This is a genomic window from Acinetobacter sp. 5862, from assembly GCF_024494585.1.
Lineage (GTDB): Bacteria > Pseudomonadota > Gammaproteobacteria > Pseudomonadales > Moraxellaceae > Acinetobacter.
In genome coordinates, this window is the sequence record NZ_JANHGP010000032.1 from 31,358 (window position 1) to 48,979 (window position 17,622).

Below are 17,622 nucleotides of genomic sequence, written 5' to 3' on the forward strand. Positions count from 1 at the left end.
CATGGCCTTTTTCTTAGGCTACACCCAGTAGAGATCGTCCACCAGGTAATTGAGCGAAATATTGTTTTAATGCATCAATACAACGATGCACTTTCATTGGGTATTGTTCACGCTTGGAAGTTAAAGCATGAAGCGTATAAGCAGGAAGTTGCCAATCAGGTAGAACTTCAACCAAAGAACCATTAATCAGTTCTTTTTGAATGTCCATATAGAGAATACGTGCAATACCATGCCCCTGCTGGCACAAGGATTTAGCAACAAAAACATTGTTTGTGCCTAAGCGTGTTTTCATATCAACATTGACAATTTCACCACTCAAACCATGACGGAAGGCAAAATGTTGATAATTGTGCATCAAAGTAACAGGTAATAATTCGTGATTTCGTAAATCTTCTGGGCGAGTAATAGTTGATGCTTGATTGAGATAACTTGGCGATGCAACAAGAACCTGATCAACTCTCGCTAAAGGTACTGCGGTGAGCTGATGATCATCAACACGCAGGCTCATCCGTATTGCGATATCAATCCGCTCTTCAATCAAATCAATATAACGGTGGTCTGCTTCAAAATGAATCGCTAGACCTTTATGTGCTGACATCCAATGAGATAGTGCTGGAATGACATGCAAGGCACCTAATTCAGGTGTCGTCGCAATACGTAAATCTCCAACAAGATCGTCGCGCAGTTCATTGATACGAATTTTGCCACGTTCAGCGGCAGCCAACATTTCTTGGCAACTGAGAAAAAATGCTTGTCCTGCTTCTGTAAGACTGAGTTTTCGAGTAGAACGATGAAGTAAAGTGACATCCATTTCATGTTCTAAAGAACGAATTTGTTGACTGACTGCACTTGTTGTAATTCCTAATTCTCGTGCTGCACCACTAAAAGAACTTTTTTCAACAACGCAAGCAAAGACCCCCATTGCACGCAATTGATCTAGCATAGACTTCTCTCTTAATTTATTAAAATATGCTTATTGTTCTAATTAAAGCAATCTCAATAAGTATACAAAGAAGTCTACCCTTAAACTAGCGATTATTAATAATTTATTGAAAGATTATTAATTCGGCTATTTTAGTTTGGTAAAACTGTCATTGGATTCACAGGCTTGCCATCTAAACGAACTTGGAACTCAAGCATGATACGTGAAGCACCTGAAGAACCCATTTCTGCAATTTTTTGACCAGCAGTCACATTATCCCCACTCTTGACTAACATCTTACTGTTATGCGCGTACGCCGTAATATAACCATCAATATGCTTAATCAAGACTAGATTGCCATATTCTTTTAAACCATCAGCAGCATAGACCACTTGCCCATTTGCAGCAGCAAAAATTGGATCACCTTCATTACCACCGTAACGTGTTCCTTTGACGTTATTTGCCAAATTGAAACTTTGAATGATCGCTCCATTTGATGGTTTTACCCAACGTAAACTCGAAGCAAGCGTCGTTGAAGATGGTGTAACAGGATTTGCTGGAACAACAGCTTTGGGTATAACAGGCTGTGTCTTAGGAACAACAGGTTGTTGTGTTGGTAAGTTAATCGTTTGACGTTGAATCGGCGCGGTTTGTACCACTGCTTGTGTAGATGTAGTTCGTTCTGCAACAGAACCTTTTAAACGTAATGATTGGTTGACATAAATACGATAAGGCGGCGCAATATCATTCAGCGCAGCAACATCTAAATAATTCAATCCATAACGATTTGCAATTGCACTCAGCGTATCGCCTGAACGTACTGTGTAATAATTGGGTGCTTGCTGTACATAACGATTACCACCTTTTGCTTGTGGTTTTGATGCACAACCTGTAACGACGACAATGCTTGTTACTGCCATAGACAACACGATTGTTTTAATCATTTTTCGTGATAGAAAAATCGAGACATGGTTTAAATGCATCTTCGCCCTCATCGAAAAAAACCTTAATTTATTTGCGCCTAAGAGTACCAAAAAAGTGAGAAAAAACGAGTTCTCACTTTCTATATTCACAAAGTTATAACATAGCCACTGCTAACCATTTACATGAAGATGTAAATTATCGAGTACAGCATAATTAGTTGCATCCATTTGAATCGGCGTAATACTGACATAACCATTCGCGACAGCAAAGAAATCAGACTGAATATGACTTGAAGCGGATTGAGGTTCTGTAACCGCCTCACCGGCTAAACCAATCCAATAGACTTGGCGACCACGTGGATCGACATGGCTACTAATTGGTTTGGATTGTGCTCTACGACCTTGATAGGTGATTTGTGTCCCTTTAATTTGCTCAACATCTGGGATATTAATATTAAAAATATGACGGGGCGGCAAAATTGGTATTCCATTCGCAATAAAATCATGAACCCATTGTGCAGCTTTCGCATAATGCTTAGGATGTTCATAGGAACGTACATTTGAACCTGCTAATGAAACTGCGATTGCAGGATGTTTCATTAGGCGACCTTCAAATGCAGCACCAACCGTACCTGAATATAGAACATCATCGCCGAGGTTTGCGCCACTATTAATACCACTTACAACAAGATCAAATTCAAAATCGAATAGACCATTCATTGATAAATAAACACAATCTGCGGGCGTTCCATTCACAGCCCAAACATCCTCTGCAATCTGAACGGGTCGTAACGGTCGATCTAATGTCAACGCACTTGAATAACCACTCCGCTCACTTTCAGGTGCAACCACGACAACGCGTCCTAAAGGCTTTAACGCTTGTGCTAGAGCCTGTAAGCCTGGTGCAAAAACACCATCATCATTTGCTATTAAAATATTCACTTTGATCTTGTCTCTTCAAATGTTACTACGTAGTTTTTTCAATTGAATTATTCACTGAATTATATATATTTGTAACTTCATAGTATTAGAAATTTATGCCGCCATGAGACATTTATCTACTTTTATCCGTGTTTTAGGGGTAAGTTTTTCACTTCTAACAGCACCCGCAATTTTTGCAAACACAACGGTTTCAACTAAAGAAGCAGACGCACTCATCAAAGATGATATTGCCAATGCGCAAGTCCTCATTGAAATGTGCCCAAGCATAATTGGAAAAAATGCTAAATTTGACGAAAACATCAAAAAGATGGTGGGTTCTTATTTAAGCACCTATTCTGATAAGTCAGCTTCCCTTGAGAGTCTACAAAAAGATGGAGAATTCCAATCTTTATTGAAAGATGCTCGTGAAGCAGCGAAAGAAGTTGAAAAAGCTGAACAAAAGTCAGTATGTGAAGATGTATTAAATTTTGAAGGCTAATATGCCATTAAAATTTGGAAGCGTTTTCAAATTTAAGATTTGAAAACGCTTCCATTTAATTTCCTACAGCAAACATACAATCTACTGATATTTTTATGATATAAGCTATTCAAATTCTTTAAGTCTTGTTTCTGAGTTTGAGTTCTTATGAAGAAAAATGTTTTCAAAACACTAGGTTTATCATTTCTCATTACTTCCAGTCTTTTCACAACAACCGTATTTGCCGCAGAAAAAAAATCTGAACCTGAAAAAATTGAAGTTACACCAACATCTGAAGGCGTGACTCCTCAAGAACTTGCTGCAATTTATGTATTGTCAGAAATCTGCCCAGATTTAATTGGCAAAGATCTAAAATTTAATAAAGCATATGACAACCTCGTCAAATCATACTTATCAAATGAACCAAATGCTGTAGACATCCTCAATAAACGTGCTAAAACCAAAGAGTTCCAAGCTCCTCTTGCTGAAGCGCGTAAAGATGCGAAGGCTGCATCTGAAGATGATAATCGTCAAATTTGCGATGATGTTCGGAATTATTATTCTAAGTAACTGATTAGTTACAATACTGCATGAAAAAGCCGACTTCTACCGTAGAAGTCGGCTTTGCTTTGTCCTAAAATGCTAGGCTCATCTGCTTCACACAAGATATTGGAACACCTAGAATGACTCAAAAAAGCGCTCTTGCTGCATTATTACTTTTGCCAAGCCTTTCATATGCAGCGACTGTCCTACCGTCTCCACCAGAATTAAATAATAAATCCTATGTATTAATGGATTACGAGACAGGACAAATCCTTGCTGCAAAAAACGAAAATGAAAAACTCGCACCCGCGTCTATGACCAAAATGATGACAAGCTACATCATAGAACAAAAACTTTTAAAGGGTGAATTAACAGACAACGAACAAGTCCGTATGAATGAATCAGCATGGTGTCGTGGTACCAGTGCTGAATCATGTATGTATGTACCATTAAATGGTACAGCAACTGTCCTAGAAATGTTACGTGGTATTATTATTCAATCAGGCAATGATGCATCTAAAGCAATGGCCGAACACATTGCGGGCAACGAAGGTACATTTGCCCATATGATGAACCAGGAAGCCAAACGGATTGGCATGGTGAACACCCATTTCATCAACTCAACAGGGATGCCTGCTGAAGGTCATTACTCAACAGCAAAAGATATGGCTGTTCTTGCTCAACACATTATCAAAGATAGCTCTAAATACTACCCGATCTATTCAGAAAAAGAATTTACGTTTAATGGTATTAAGCAAGGCAACCGTAATGCATTGCTTTATACAGACCCAAGCGTTGACGGTTTGAAAACGGGTCATACGGATGAGGCTGGTTACTGCTTAACCACATCAAGTAAACGTGGTCCAATGCGTTTGATTTCAGTCATCTTTGGCACACCAAGCATGAACGAACGTGCTGGACAGACTCGGACATTATTAGCATGGGGTTTTGCAAACTTCGAGACTGCAAATGTACAACCTGCTAACCAAGTGCTTGCTAAAGCAAAAGTATGGTTTGGTAAAGAAGATAATGTTCAAATTGGTCTTGCTGAAAACTTCAACGTAACCATGCCTAAAGGTCAAGCGGACAAAATCAAAACTCAACTTGTAGTTCAACCTAAATTGAATGCGCCTTTAGCCAAAGGTCAAGTTGTGGGTAAATTAGTTGCAAGCCTTGATGGTAAAGTCATTGCAGAGAAACCACTTGTTGCATTAAAACCTGTTGAAGAAGCAAGTTTCTTTGCTCGTCTAATTGACCATATCAAGATGTTCTTTAGTAACTTATTCTAATTTTAGAATTGCTGATATTAAGCATTCATGCTCTTGGGCATGAATGCTTTTTTATTTTATAATTCATCTATATTTTATATTGATCATACTCATGGCTAAGAACATTCGCCCTTATCTCGACCAAGAACCTAATATTGACTCAAGCTGTTATGTGGATGACATGTCTGTCATCATCGGTGATGTCAAATTAGCAGAGAATGTTTCTGTTTGGCCCTTTGCCGTAATCCGTGGTGATGTCAATTCAATTCAGATTGGCAAAAATAGTAATGTACAAGACCACTGTATGTTACACGTCAGCCATAAAAATCAAGCTAAACCAAATGGTTCTCCGCTGGTCATTGGAGAAGATGTGACGGTTGGGCATCATGTAACTTTGCATGGTTGTACCATTGGTAATCGTGTCCTGATCGGGATTAATACCGTTGTTTTAGATGACGTGATTATTGAAGATGATGTCATGATTGGTGCAGGCAGTCTTGTTCCGCCACGTAAAGTTTTAAAAAGCGGTTATCTCTATGTTGGTAGTCCAGTACAACAAGTTCGTGCACTGACTGAAAAAGAAATGGAATTCCTTCCTTATTCAGCACGCCATTATGTGAAAGTGAAGGATAATTATAAGAATAATTAAATTTATATCCATTTAATCAATTCACACTAACGAACTCAAAGAACAATGAAACAACTAAATGAACTAATAGATACTAAGGAATCAGGTTGGATTCTCATTAAAAGCTGGTTGGAAACGGCTAAGAATCAATTTGAAATGCTACCTAATAATATAAACAGAGCAGAAAGTGAATTACTTTCAATCCAAGTGACGACTCGCTCCTCAATGGGAGCTATGATTTATGAAACTGGTGGTTTACTCATTGATCATGGATGGTTGAGAGTTTTAGGTTCTGGCAGCAAAAGGTTAGATCGTGGAATTCATGAATGGAATATTGGAAAAACAATCACCCAACAACATAAGCAACCTGATTATTTACTTATAGCCGACGATATTCTGGGTGGTTATTTTTCGATAAATTGTGGTGGTTTGGGAGAAAACTTAGGTGATATTTATTATCTTGCTCCCGACTGTTTAAGATGGGAAAATTTAGAGATTGGTTATTCAGATTTCTTAAATTGGTGTTTAAATGGCGATCTCGATCAATTTTATGGCTCTTTAAGGTGGAATAATTGGAAAACTGATATTCAAGAACTTACTGGGAATCAGGTCTTTTCATTTTATCCTTTTCTATGGACACTAGAAGGAAAGAATATAGATGAATTAAGCAAAAAGGCTATTTCAATTGAAGAAAATTTCTGGTTGCTGGATACAATTATTAATGAAATGAAAAATTTAGATTAATTCAATAATTCCCCATCAGCACTACCATAGCCAAAAACTCTCAAATTTTGTAGAATACGTTTTTTAAAATCATGGTGCTTTCTATGACCGCTTGGACACCGCATGTCACAGTCGCTACTGTAGTCGAAAAAGACGGACGTTTTCTGTTTGTTGAAGAACACAGCGAAGGCTTTGTACATACCATGTTTAATCAACCTGCGGGACATGTAGAATGCGATGAAACCATTATTCAAGCAGCGATTCGTGAGACCTTAGAAGAAACAGGTCATCATGTTGAAATTGATCATCTACTCGGTATTTATACCTATACTCCACCGATGTTTCCAGATCGTACCTATTACCGTTTTTGCTTTTTAGCACATGTCACCTCAGTTGAAGAAAATGCTCAACTGGATACAGGTATTGTTGGTACAGTATGGATGAACTTAGATGAGCTACAAGAATCAGCACGTGCTAGAAGCCCATTGGTTTTAAAAGTAATTGAAGATGCCCTTGCTGGCAAAAAATATCCCTTATCGCTCATTTATGAGCACCCTTTCTCTCCCTCATTAACTTCTCATTTGGACGCTTAATTAGATGCAACAACGTGTCATCGTCGGTATGTCTGGTGGTGTAGACTCCTCTGTTTCTGCCGCATTATTACTTCAACAAGGATATCAAGTTGAAGGCCTTTTCATGAAAAACTGGGAGGAAGATGATGGTACGGAATACTGCACAGCACTTGAAGACTTAGCTGATGCGCAAGCCGTTGCAGATAAAATTGGTATCAAGCTGCACACTGCGAACTTTGCCATGGAATATTGGGATCGCGTGTTTGAACACTTCTTGGCTGAATATGCTGCAGGTCGCACACCAAACCCAGATATCTTGTGCAATAAAGAAATTAAATTCCGTGCCTTCCTCGATCATGCGATGACTTTGGGTGCAGACTTTATTGCAACAGGTCACTATGCCCGTCGTGGTGTAAGCATGCAGAATTCACGTGGCGAAACCTATGCCCCATTACTGCGTGGTGTCGATAATAATAAAGACCAGACTTATTTCTTACATGCGGTACATGGTCGTGAAATTAACAAGACCCTATTCCCTGTGGGCGAAATTGAGAAACCCGAAGTTCGTCGCATTGCAGAAGAGTTAGATCTGGCAACTGCCAAGAAAAAAGACTCGACGGGTATCTGCTTTATTGGTGAACGTCGTTTTACCGATTTCTTGAAACAATACTTACCTGCACAAGCTGGAAAAATTGTTTTAGAGTCAGGTAAAGAAGTTGGTGAACATCATGGCTTGATGTACTATACGCTCGGTCAACGCGGTGGTATTGGTATCGGTGGTATGAAAGGTGTACAAGAAGGTGCATGGTTCGTATTACATAAAGATATTGCCAATAATCGCTTAGTGATTGGTCAAGGACATGAACATCCATTGATGCAAAGTACGCAGCTTTGGAGTGAGTCAATTGATTGGGTTGCAGGCGAACAGGACATCCCAAGTACAGGATTCCGATGCACGGCAAAAACCCGTTATCGCCAGCCTGATCAAGCGTGTACAATTTATCGTGATGAGCAAACTGAAAATGGTATTCGAGTTGAGTTTGATGAACCACAAAGAGCTGTAACTCCTGGACAAAGCGTGGTGTTCTACTCCGGAAAAGTGTGCTTAGGTGGTGGTGTGATTCACCATACCAATGCACCTGAACCAGATTTTATTTAAGGAAATTGGAAGCGAAGCATGGTGGAGTTACCCTTTCAGCACGCCCAAGCGTTGAATGTTCGACAAAATCGTGCTTTGGCATTGGCTGCTGTGTTTCAAGCAACTCAGCTCACACATATGACTGCAATGGCGGGTCAGCAAAGTATTGGCGATAGCGGTAATTTTTATTTTGAACTACTGATTAAAGCCAGTCTTAATATTCGCCCAGCCACCAATAATGCCACTCAAACTTTAGATTTTTTTAATCAACTTGCAGATATCTCTCTTGGTTTAAAAACATTAGAAGGTTGTATAACGCAACCTTTTAATACTGCGCCTAAATCTCGTATTCCGAAAATGTCGACTGCTAAACTCCCAATGTCTTATGCAATGGCGTTATTGCAATTAGAAAAGAAAGTGTATAGCAATCCTGAATACGTCAAAATTATCGAAGCAGCTCAGCAAAAAATATTAAAACAGCTTTCATTTTTCGATAACAACTATTTGCATCCAAGTATTATCGCCAACCTTGCACAAACTTATGTGGAAACAGCAGGACAAATCAATCCTCGTATTTTAGTTCGCGGTAATGCCGAAGCATTTAAAGACATCAATCATACCAACCGTATTCGTGCATGTTTATTTACTGGCTTACAACTTGCACATTTATGGAAGCAACTCGGTGGTAGCTCTTGGAGTATGATTTTTACTAAACGTAAGTTATTACAAGATATTCAAGCTCTCGCTCGTTTACAGTATCAGGTGGTATAAACCGATGCTAAGACGAATTTATTTTTATGTTTATTCCAAAATTAAGGAATCTGTATGAATGCTTTAACCGCACTCTCACCACTTGATGGACGTTATGCAAGCAAATGCGATGCGTTACGCCCTTTTTTGTCTGAGTTTGGTTTAATCCACGCTCGTGTTACGGTTGAAGTGCGTTGGTTACAAGCACTTGCAAATCGTGCAGAAATTATTGAAGTTCCTGCTTTTTCTGCTGAAACAAATGCAGCATTAGATGCGATCGTAACCAATTTTTCTGAAGAAGATGCGAATCGTATTAAAGAAATTGAACGTACGACGAACCATGATGTAAAAGCGGTTGAATATTTCCTTAAAGAAAAAATTGCGAATATTGATGAGCTACAAAATGCGGGCGAATTTATTCACTTTGCATGTACCTCTGAAGACATCAACAACCTGTCTCATGCATTAATGCTTAAAAATGGTCGTGAAGTTTTAGTTTCAAGCATGAAACAAATCCTCAATACGATTTCTGCTTTGGCAATCACACATGCTGAACAACCAATGTTGTCTCGTACACATGGTCAAACTGCAAGCCCGACTACATTGGGTAAAGAGATGGCAAACGTTGCTTATCGTTTAGCGCGCCAAATCAAGCAATTTGAAAATGTCGAATTACTTGGCAAAATCAATGGTGCTGTCGGTAACTACAATGCTCACCTATCTGCTTACCCAGAAATTGACTGGGCTGCACATGCTCAAGCATTTGTAGAATCTTTAGGTTTAAGCTTCAACCCATACACCACGCAGATTGAGCCACATGATTATATGGCTGAGTTGTTTGATGCTCTACGTCGTTACAACACGATCTTGATTGACTTTAACCGTGATGTTTGGGGCTATATCTCTCTGGGTTACTTCAAGCAAAAATTAAAAGACGGTGAAGTTGGTTCTTCAACAATGCCTCATAAAGTAAACCCAATTGACTTCGAAAATTCTGAAGGTAACTTAGGTATCGCAAATGCGGTATTGGGTCATCTTGGTGAAAAACTTCCTGTTTCTCGCTGGCAGCGTGACTTAACTGACTCAACTGTTCTTCGTAACATGGGTGTTGGTTTTGCACAAAGCTTGATTGCTTTTGATGCTTGCTTAAAAGGTATTGGTAAACTTGAATTGAATGCGAACCGTTTAAATGAAGATTTAGACCAAGCACAAGAAGTTCTTGCAGAGCCAATCCAAACCGTTATGCGTCGTTATAACGTTGAAAAGCCATACGAAAAATTAAAAGCATTGACTCGCGGTCAAGCAATGACACGTGAAATGATGGTGAACTTCGTAAATGGTGATGAATTATTACAAGTTCCTGCTGACGAACGTGCGCGCTTAGCTGAATTAACACCTGCAACTTACACAGGTAATGCTGCTGAACAAGCAAAACAAATTAATGATTTGATCAGCAAAATCTAAATAGTATTCGATAAAAAAGCAAAGCTTCGGCTTTGCTTTTTTTATGAGCCTGTAAATAATTCTGTGTAAATGCAGATTTAAAAATATCTCGTTACGCGCTCTACAAACATTATGCTAAAACGATTCATAGCAGCTTTCCAATTTTGGGTAGGCATTACCCATTTTTTGCTTGGTGCCATAATCGCTAAATATACCACTTTTCTCACTGAATCATCCGTTGGGAAGATTTTTCTTTTCTTCGTCACATGACGGATAACACTGTTCAGTGACTCAATTGCATTTATCGTATAAATTGCTTTACGAACATCCATTGGGTAAGCAAAAAACGTGTTTAAATTCGACCAGTTGGATAACCATGACTTGCTGATTTGAGGGTATTTGTCATCCCACTTTTGCCCAAATTCATCTAAAGCCTGTAACGCTGCATCTTCCGTAACAGATTGATAAATCCTCTTTAAATCGGCAGTTACAGCCTTATAGTCTTTCCAACTCACATATTTGAGATTATTGCGTACCATGTGGATGATACACAACTGGATATGGGTATCAGGATAGACCGTATTAATCGCATCAGGAAAGCCTTTTAAGCCATCTACACAGGCAATCAGAATATCCTTTAAACCACGATTTTTAAGTTCGGTCAGGACAGATAACCAAAATTTAGCACCTTCGTTTTCTGACATCCACATGCCTAATAGGTCTTTCTGTCCATCAGTATTGACGCCTAATGCGAGGTATACGGCCTTGTTTATAACTAAACTGCCCTGACGTACCTTAACGACGATACAATCCATATAATGAGCAGCACTGCTGCGCAAGGGATATAGAGCATCTAAATGGCGGTTTTGCCATTCGATTACTTGCTCTTTGACCGCATCTGTAACTCTGGAAATGAGCATTGGTGATACATCTGCATCGTACATTTCTTTGAATGTGGCAACGATATCTCGTGTGGTCATTCCTTTGGCATATAGCGATAAAATTTGACTGTCCATTTGCGTGATACGAGTCTGGTTTTTTCTTAATCAACTGTGGCTCAAATGTACCATCACGATCTCTAGGTGTATCGAGATTAAACTCACCATCATCGGTTAATAAACCCTTTGTGGTATAGCCATTACGTGCATTTTTGTTAGTGCGAAAGCTATTTTTTTCATACCCTAAATGTTCAGTAAGCTCGGCATTAAGAACAGTCTCAACAGTGAGTTTTTTAACGCTCGACTAAAATCATTGAGGTCAGCTTCAGTTTTTAGATTTTTAGCAAGCTCTTTTGCTAATGCCAACATTGCTTCATCTTTCATAATAAACACCTTAGTTAACCCCAACAGCGTCAGGGCTTAGTTTAAGCGTTTACACAGTTTTATTTACAGACTCTATAGCGTCCATTTACGCGGTTTTCCCAAAGGTCATTCATTACAGGTTTACTGTTTACCGTTCTCTACCGAACGTACAGATTATATTGTGACGAATGCAACAACGACTCGTACACTTGATGAGATCAAAACAATCTGTGCAGTTGGCTGGCGTATTGAGCAGGTGCATCGGGAGTTAAAACAAACGACAGGTATAGAACGTTGCCAGTGTCGCAAGGGTCAAAGTCAACGAAATCATATAGCCTGTGTATATTGGTGTGGCATCGTTTGATCGCCTTAGGGAGAAAATGGAAAACGACGATTTATCAGTTAAAGCAAGGCTTACTCAGTTCTTATATGCGAGAACAACTCAGAAAGCCTGAGATTGTGATGCTATTTTCTGGGCTATAGTGCATTAATTTTTTACTTTTATGCGTAAGTCCTAAGCTGCTGCTACAGGGCAAAATTTACCACTCTTGGCAACTGTATTAGCAACACCATAATCGATCAATATATAAAATCACCAACTTAAGATTAGGAAACCTATGTGTTCCCTAGTCTTTTTATATAAGTCAAAACAGGCTATGTATGCTTTGAGCAAATATTTCTATACTTTTACTCAAACATCAAATTGAGAAAATAAAAAAACCCTTGAAAATACAAGGGCTTTTTTATTTATTTGGCAGAGGATCAAGGACTCGAACCTTGACGAACGGTTTTGGAGACCGTCATGCTACCATTACACCAATCCTCTATAACTGCATGATCAATTCATTTCTGATTTAATCATAAAAGTAAGAAACTTACTTTTAAATTTGGTGGGGGCGAAGAGACTCGAACTCTTACACCTTGCGGCGCTGGAACCTAAATCCAGTGCGTCTACCAATTTCGCCACGCCCCCGATGGATGTGTATATTAGTGATAAACTTTCTTGCTGACAAGCCTTTTTTATAAAAAAACTATGCATCTGAAAGCTAGGGTCTGTTGAGAATTACCGAGAGTTAATTAAACTCGCGCACAATTGAATCATGGCTTCAAAACTCGTATCTGTTTTACAACTACGCATCGCTATACGTTTAAATTCTTTTAACTTACAGAAATAGTTTTCAATGAGATGACGCCATTTATACATAATCGTATCAAATGCTCTCATTACTTTTCGATTAGATTTAGGTGGGATCACCACTTTCACTTTACGTTCATTGAGTTCTTGGATGAGCCAATCTGCATCAAATGCTTTATCCGCTAGTAATGCCTGAAAATCAACATCTTCGATTAAAGGTTTGGTTTCTACTAAATCGTGATATTGACCAGGCATTAATCGAAACTTAATGAGGTTGCCTAGACTATCCACTAAGGCAAGAATTTTACAGGTCATTCCACCTCGAGATTTACCTATAGACTGTTTGAAAGTCCCCCTTTTGCACCTTGGCCATGTCGATGAACTTTAACAATCGTTCCATCAATCATGGCGTATTCCAAATCAACATCTTCATTTACAGATGCAAAAATAGTTTCAAATACACCAGCTTTCACCCAATCACGGTATCTTTTAAAGACGGTATTCCATTTACCAAAATGAGCAGGTAGATCACGCCATGGACTGCCTGTACGGGCAATCCATAGGACTGCTTCTAAAAATAATCGATTATCTTTTCCACTACGACCTCGATCGGTCACTTTACCTAGGCAAAAAGGTTCCATTTTTGCCCATTGGGCATCAGTAAGTATGTATCTATCCATAGTACTATTATAAATTAATCAGTACCCTTTGTTAATTCTCAACAAGCCCTAATGCTTTTTTCGTATACAAATGAAAAAACTCTTGAAATAAAAAAAGGAACTTATTTAAAGTTCCTTTTGATATTTGGCAGAGGATCAAGGACTCGAACCTTGACGAACGGTTTTGGAGACCGTCATGCTACCATTACACCAATCCTCTATAACTCTATGATCAATTCATTTCTGATTTAATCATAAAAAAAGCAAGAAACTCTTGCTTTTTAAATTTGGTGGGGGCGAAGAGACTCGAACTCTTACACCTTGCGGCGCTGGAACCTAAATCCAGTGCGTCTACCAATTTCGCCACGCCCCCGATGGGTATGCATATTAGTGAGAAACATTCGCTATGACAAGTCTTTCTGACAAAAAACTCTACCAAATGCACATATAATATTCAAATCAAACATTTATGTTTATTTTTACAGCAAATCAATTGCATTCAAACAATTTTTTGCCTCTATTGCTGAGCTAAATCGCTGTTTTAGATGTTTCTGCAATAAGCCTGTTAATAAAGGCAAAAAACACCGCAATTCATCAGGTAATTTAATTTCTAATTTCTGGCAATGTAGGACAGCCCATTCATGGTAGTTTTTTGCAGTTAATTTGCTTTGGGATAACCACTCATAAACAATGATGCCAAAAGCATATAAATCAGTTTGTATTGTTTTTGGCTTCCCATGAAAAAGCTCAGGTGCCATATAATGAGGAGTTGCGGTTAAATTTTGGATTGGTTGTAATTGATAACTTTGTTCAAAATCAATGAGCCTGCATGAGTTTTCATATAATCGAAAATGCTCTGCTTTAAAATCGCCATGAACCCAACCTAATTGATGCATACGCTCAATTGCTTTTAGCGCAGTTAAAATTTTATAGCGAATGACTTGGATGCTATCCATAGCCTGAATAGGGCTAAAAAATACATTTGTAGCAACACTAAGCAACCCCACCCCACGCTGAGGAAGATCATCGTCATTTTTAATATGAGAAAGTGGTATAATTTGATGGGGCAATAAAAAATTCTGTCTAACTTGAGAGTTTTGTTGATAGAAACTTACTTCTCGCTCAAACGCTTGCTCTAAAACCTCATGGCTATTGATTAAATGAAATTTAAGCCAATATTGTTGTTGCTCAATTTGGCAACGATATAAACGCCGCCCAAAAGCATAGCTTTCAGGTTTAGTACTTAAACTCAAATTATCCAGTTGAATATTTGAATCAAAGATCAACGTAGTAAAACTCATTCTGTTGCTTTTCTTGCTGCTTACGCAGTGATGTTAAACAATGCTCAATCGTTTTTCCAATCCGTGCATGAATTTCAATAGATGAAATCTTCGGCCATGTCGCTCGCTCTCCCTCTTGCTGCAAAACCTTAAAGAGTTTCGGACGTGGATTTTTAAGCATATAGCTATAATGTCTTAAACCATAGCGCGCAATAATATTTACATCGCCGTAATAACGCTGCCCTAAAATGCCATATCCATGATCTAAAACACGGCGAATCGGGAAAAAACTGCCCATATAATTACGTGTTAAATCCATAACTTCCAGAGCAAGCGATTTACCTTGATGCCGAATAATTCGTTTAGGCCAGTTTAGAACATCGCGACGAAACCGTTCAGTATCACTTTGCATAAATGGCACGATATGCGGATTTACTTGGCTGGCAATGGTGTAATTTATATTATACAAACGAGCCATTTTTTCTTGTGGAAAATCACTACGCATACTCCCATCCACCCACTTGGTATTGGCCAAATAAGGTGTATGCTGACCATCGTAACGTTTACTGGTTAAGTGCACAGGCGGAAATAATACAGGTACAGCACAAGATGCTAAAATAGCACTCCACACCAAAACATTCGGCGCAGTGAGTGCATTCATAATCCGTGCGTTTTGTGCCGTGTTATACGGGGCAATTACAATATTAATATGTCGCTTTGACTGTTGATAGGCTTCTGCAAATGTCACATCACCCAAATTTTGCATCAGGAATTTTTTCAAATACATGACATCAGCAATACCACCATGACCTCGAATTAGCTCTGAAATTTTCCTGAATTGAAAAGCATCACTAAAAAAATGTTCGCCTTCGAGCAGTTCTGGAATTTTATCAGCCGAGGATACCCCCAACATGCCCGTCATGATCGCTCCTGCACTTGAACCAGACAGGACTCGAGGCATTAAATCTTGTTCGAGCAAAGCCTTACATACACCTGTATGAAATAAACCCAGTGTTGCACCCCCAGAAAACATAAGGGCAGGTTGTCCATAGGCTCTTTGACATTCTTTAAAAAATTGAATTTTTTCTTTGAGTTGAAAAGTAATACATTCACTAGAAGCTAAATAGCGAAGACATTCACTCATTTCTTCAACATAGTTTTCGATAATTCTTTTCGTACCAATATAGGTTTGTGCAAATAACATTGGATGACCAATATTGGCGAAGTCATAAGATAAGCCTTCACGGAGAACATAAATTAAATCTAAAGTTCGATGTTGCATTCGATATTTTTTTAATAAGTTATATCGTTTAGACAAAATTTCTGCATCAAAGTAAGGCGATTGATTGTCATATTTCCATGCTTCATGCCCCGCTTCTTCGTCCAATTTTAGTGCAATTTCTTTCCATTCCGCATAAGAACTCGCATGTTGCAAGCTCTCTTTTAACATATCGATTCTATGCAATTGATATGTATTTCTTTTTTCTTGAGCTCTATTGAACATTAGCATTCCTATTTTTTCATTATATTCTTATCATCTCGCACTTATACAATGCAAAAAGCAGCACCAACAATCAAGGGTAAAATTGACCATTTGCAATATTTTTAATGATATTTTCTTCATTTCAGCTATAGCAATGATAGTATCCCTAATCATTAATCACTGAGTTTGGTTTGTGTTTATGGCTATTCTTGATTTACCCGAATCTATTCTTCAATCTTTATCTAGTGTTTTGACACAGTTACAACAAGTTCTCCCTGCACCTAAACAGCCAACAGATTTTTCTGCGATTGCTTTTCGATGGGAAAATCAACAACTAGTTGCAATTCAACAACCTAAAAAATTGTATTTAGAAGATCTAAAAGGAATTGAACGCCAGAAAGCCAAGATTATTCAAAATACTTTACAGTTTCTCAATGGCTTACCTGCCAATGATGTTTTACTCACAGGTTCACGTGGTACAGGGAAATCATCGATTGTTCGCGCCTTGCTTACAGAGTATTCAGCACAAGGTTTGCGTTTAATTGAAATTGAACGAGATGATCTTTCTGATTTACCTAAAATCCAAAAATTAATAGAACATCGCCCTGAAAAATTTATTGTTTATTGTGACGATCTTGCGTTTAACGCAGAAGATGAAAATTATCGTAGTTTAAAAAGTGTCTTGGATGGCTCACTTCAATCGGGTTCAAGTAATTTTATTATTTATGCAACCAGTAACCGCCGTCATTTACTACCTGAATTTATGCATGAAAATACGCCTGTGCGTAAAGTGGATGTTCCTCAATATACCGAGTTACATCCACAGGAAGCGATTGAGGAAAAAATTTCACTGTCTGATCGTTTTGGCATGTGGCTTTCCTTCTACCCAATGGATCAACAACTGTATTTAGAAATTGTCGAGCATTATATTGTTCAAGCAAATTTGGAATATAACGACATTGTTCGTGCTGAAAGTTTGAAATGGTGCCAAGCTCGTGGGCAGCGTTCAGGGCGTGCAGCTTACCAGTTCTCTAAACACTGGATTGGCTCGCAAAACCTTGAAAAATTGTCTAACAAGGATTAAGGAGATTGCCCTAAAAAGCTTTGGCTTTGTCCTTATTTCCGCTTAGCAAAGGCAATTGTTTTTCATAACCTAGCTTTTCAGTATGGAAAGAACGTAGGAAACAAGATGAAGTAAAAAATGCGTTTACCGCAATTGTTTTCATGGTCTGTGAAGGATAATGCTAATCAGAAACTGCTAGAAATTATCGCTGAAGTCGACAGCCCATACCGCTATGGTCATGGGATCGGTTATGCAAGTGCATACACTTTCACGGGTGAATATCAAAACCAAAAAGTTCAAGGTCGTGGTTATCTTGAATATATTGATGTCGAAAATCAAAATGCGTTTAAAGATTAAAAGTCTTGAAATTGTATTATTTCAGAATTGATGCA

The 17,622-nt window shown here is 38.5% G+C and carries 17 protein-coding genes, 4 tRNA genes and 2 pseudogenes; 12 read left to right on the plus strand and 11 right to left on the minus strand.

Going from position 1 to position 17,622, the window contains the following annotated elements:
• Window positions 1–13: 13 nt before the first annotated feature.
• The 3 genes from NO346_RS05450 to surE all read right to left on the minus strand — a co-directional run bounded on the left by NO346_RS05450 (window position 14) and on the right by surE (window position 2,787).
• Window positions 14–943, minus strand: coding sequence for a LysR family transcriptional regulator (locus NO346_RS05450; protein ID WP_208727891.1), 930 nt, complete (start codon window positions 941–943; stop codon window positions 14–16).
• A gap of 131 nt (window positions 944–1,074) precedes the next feature.
• Window positions 1,075–1,905, minus strand: coding sequence for a peptidoglycan DD-metalloendopeptidase family protein (locus NO346_RS05455; protein WP_087543959.1), 831 nt, complete (start codon window positions 1,903–1,905; stop codon window positions 1,075–1,077).
• 111 nt (window positions 1,906–2,016) lie between these two features.
• The gene (surE, locus tag NO346_RS05460) at window positions 2,017–2,787 is read right to left on the minus strand and encodes a 5'/3'-nucleotidase SurE (protein WP_256414529.1); all 771 of its coding nucleotides are present in this window, start codon (window positions 2,785–2,787) and stop codon (window positions 2,017–2,019) included.
• Window positions 2,788–2,890: 103 nt separating this feature from the next.
• Between surE and NO346_RS05465 the strand changes: the two genes are divergently transcribed.
• The 9 genes from NO346_RS05465 (at window position 2,891) to purB (ending at window position 10,330) form a co-directional block, all read left to right on the plus strand.
• A complete protein-coding gene (locus NO346_RS05465) occupies window positions 2,891–3,265 on the plus strand; it encodes an MCR_0457 family protein (RefSeq protein ID WP_005159321.1) in 375 nt (124 codons plus the stop codon).
• A gap of 147 nt (window positions 3,266–3,412) precedes the next feature.
• A complete protein-coding gene (locus NO346_RS05470) occupies window positions 3,413–3,814 on the plus strand; it encodes an MCR_0457 family protein (RefSeq protein ID WP_005159320.1) in 402 nt (133 codons plus the stop codon).
• Window positions 3,815–3,927: 113 nt separating this feature from the next.
• Window positions 3,928–5,076: a D-alanyl-D-alanine carboxypeptidase PBP5/6 gene (gene dacC / locus NO346_RS05475; RefSeq protein WP_087543955.1), complete on the plus strand. Its 1,149-nt coding sequence runs from the start codon at window positions 3,928–3,930 to the stop codon at window positions 5,074–5,076.
• A 91-nt stretch (window positions 5,077–5,167) separates the two neighbouring features.
• The gene (locus NO346_RS05480; RefSeq protein WP_256414530.1) at window positions 5,168–5,704 is read left to right on the plus strand and encodes a gamma carbonic anhydrase family protein; all 537 of its coding nucleotides are present in this window, start codon (window positions 5,168–5,170) and stop codon (window positions 5,702–5,704) included.
• 45 nt (window positions 5,705–5,749) lie between these two features.
• Window positions 5,750–6,427 carry a DUF2625 domain-containing protein gene (locus NO346_RS05485; RefSeq protein ID WP_256414531.1) on the plus strand — a complete coding sequence of 226 codons (678 nt, stop codon included), beginning with the start codon at window positions 5,750–5,752 and terminating at the stop codon, window positions 6,425–6,427.
• An 83-nt stretch (window positions 6,428–6,510) separates the two neighbouring features.
• Window positions 6,511–6,999, plus strand: a complete 489-nt coding sequence (locus NO346_RS05490) for an NUDIX hydrolase (protein ID WP_256414532.1) — start codon at window positions 6,511–6,513, stop codon at window positions 6,997–6,999.
• 4 nt (window positions 7,000–7,003) lie between these two features.
• On the plus strand, window positions 7,004–8,137 hold the full coding sequence (gene mnmA / locus NO346_RS05495) for a tRNA 2-thiouridine(34) synthase MnmA (RefSeq protein ID WP_256414533.1): 1,134 nt from the start codon (window positions 7,004–7,006) through the stop codon (window positions 8,135–8,137).
• An 18-nt stretch (window positions 8,138–8,155) separates the two neighbouring features.
• Window positions 8,156–8,887 (plus strand): high frequency lysogenization protein HflD, encoded by a 732-nt coding sequence (gene hflD / locus NO346_RS05500; protein WP_005217064.1) that lies wholly within the window; start codon window positions 8,156–8,158, stop codon window positions 8,885–8,887.
• A 54-nt stretch (window positions 8,888–8,941) separates the two neighbouring features.
• Window positions 8,942–10,330: an adenylosuccinate lyase gene (gene purB / locus NO346_RS05505; RefSeq protein ID WP_256414535.1), complete on the plus strand. Its 1,389-nt coding sequence runs from the start codon at window positions 8,942–8,944 to the stop codon at window positions 10,328–10,330.
• Between the two features lie 77 nt (window positions 10,331–10,407).
• On the opposite strand, the pseudogene NO346_RS05510 reads toward purB, so the two are convergent.
• Window positions 10,408–11,631: pseudogene (locus tag NO346_RS05510) on the minus strand (IS256 family transposase).
• A 160-nt stretch (window positions 11,632–11,791) separates the two neighbouring features.
• On the opposite strand from NO346_RS05510, the gene NO346_RS05515 reads away from it, so the two are divergent.
• The gene (locus NO346_RS05515) at window positions 11,792–11,974 is read left to right on the plus strand and encodes a transposase (RefSeq protein WP_171295165.1); all 183 of its coding nucleotides are present in this window, start codon (window positions 11,792–11,794) and stop codon (window positions 11,972–11,974) included.
• A 388-nt stretch (window positions 11,975–12,362) separates the two neighbouring features.
• Here NO346_RS05515 and NO346_RS05520 read toward each other — a convergent pair.
• From NO346_RS05520 to NO346_RS05550, 7 genes are all read right to left on the minus strand, one after another.
• Window positions 12,363–12,436 (minus strand) — tRNA-Trp (locus NO346_RS05520).
• Window positions 12,437–12,498: 62 nt separating this feature from the next.
• Window positions 12,499–12,583: transfer RNA gene (locus tag NO346_RS05525), tRNA-Leu, on the minus strand.
• A 90-nt stretch (window positions 12,584–12,673) separates the two neighbouring features.
• Window positions 12,674–13,425, minus strand: a protein-coding gene (locus tag NO346_RS05530; protein ID WP_103270875.1) for an IS5 family transposase whose coding sequence is annotated in 2 segments (ribosomal slippage) — window positions 12,674–13,089 and window positions 13,089–13,425 — 753 coding nt in all. Because the reading frame shifts where the segments join, the coding sequence is not laid out codon by codon here.
• A gap of 125 nt (window positions 13,426–13,550) precedes the next feature.
• Window positions 13,551–13,624: transfer RNA gene (locus tag NO346_RS05535), tRNA-Trp, on the minus strand.
• Between the two features lie 68 nt (window positions 13,625–13,692).
• A tRNA-Leu gene (locus NO346_RS05540) sits at window positions 13,693–13,777 on the minus strand.
• Between the two features lie 106 nt (window positions 13,778–13,883).
• Window positions 13,884–14,705: a protein kinase gene (locus NO346_RS05545; protein ID WP_256414536.1), complete on the minus strand. Its 822-nt coding sequence runs from the start codon at window positions 14,703–14,705 to the stop codon at window positions 13,884–13,886.
• Complete coding sequence (locus NO346_RS05550) at window positions 14,680–16,188, minus strand: DUF3336 domain-containing protein (protein ID WP_256414537.1); 1,509 nt, start codon at window positions 16,186–16,188, stop codon at window positions 14,680–14,682. Before NO346_RS05550 ends, NO346_RS05545 begins: the two co-directional genes overlap by 26 nt.
• Window positions 16,189–16,366: 178 nt before the next feature.
• On the opposite strand from NO346_RS05550, the gene NO346_RS05555 reads away from it, so the two are divergent.
• Both NO346_RS05555 and NO346_RS05560 read left to right on the plus strand, forming a co-directional pair.
• On the plus strand, window positions 16,367–17,251 hold the full coding sequence (locus NO346_RS05555; protein WP_178883188.1) for an ATP-binding protein: 885 nt from the start codon (window positions 16,367–16,369) through the stop codon (window positions 17,249–17,251).
• Window positions 17,252–17,365: 114 nt separating this feature from the next.
• Window positions 17,366–17,587: pseudogene (locus NO346_RS05560) on the plus strand (DUF6670 family protein); the annotation flags it as partial.
• Window positions 17,588–17,622: the final 35 nt, after the last annotated feature.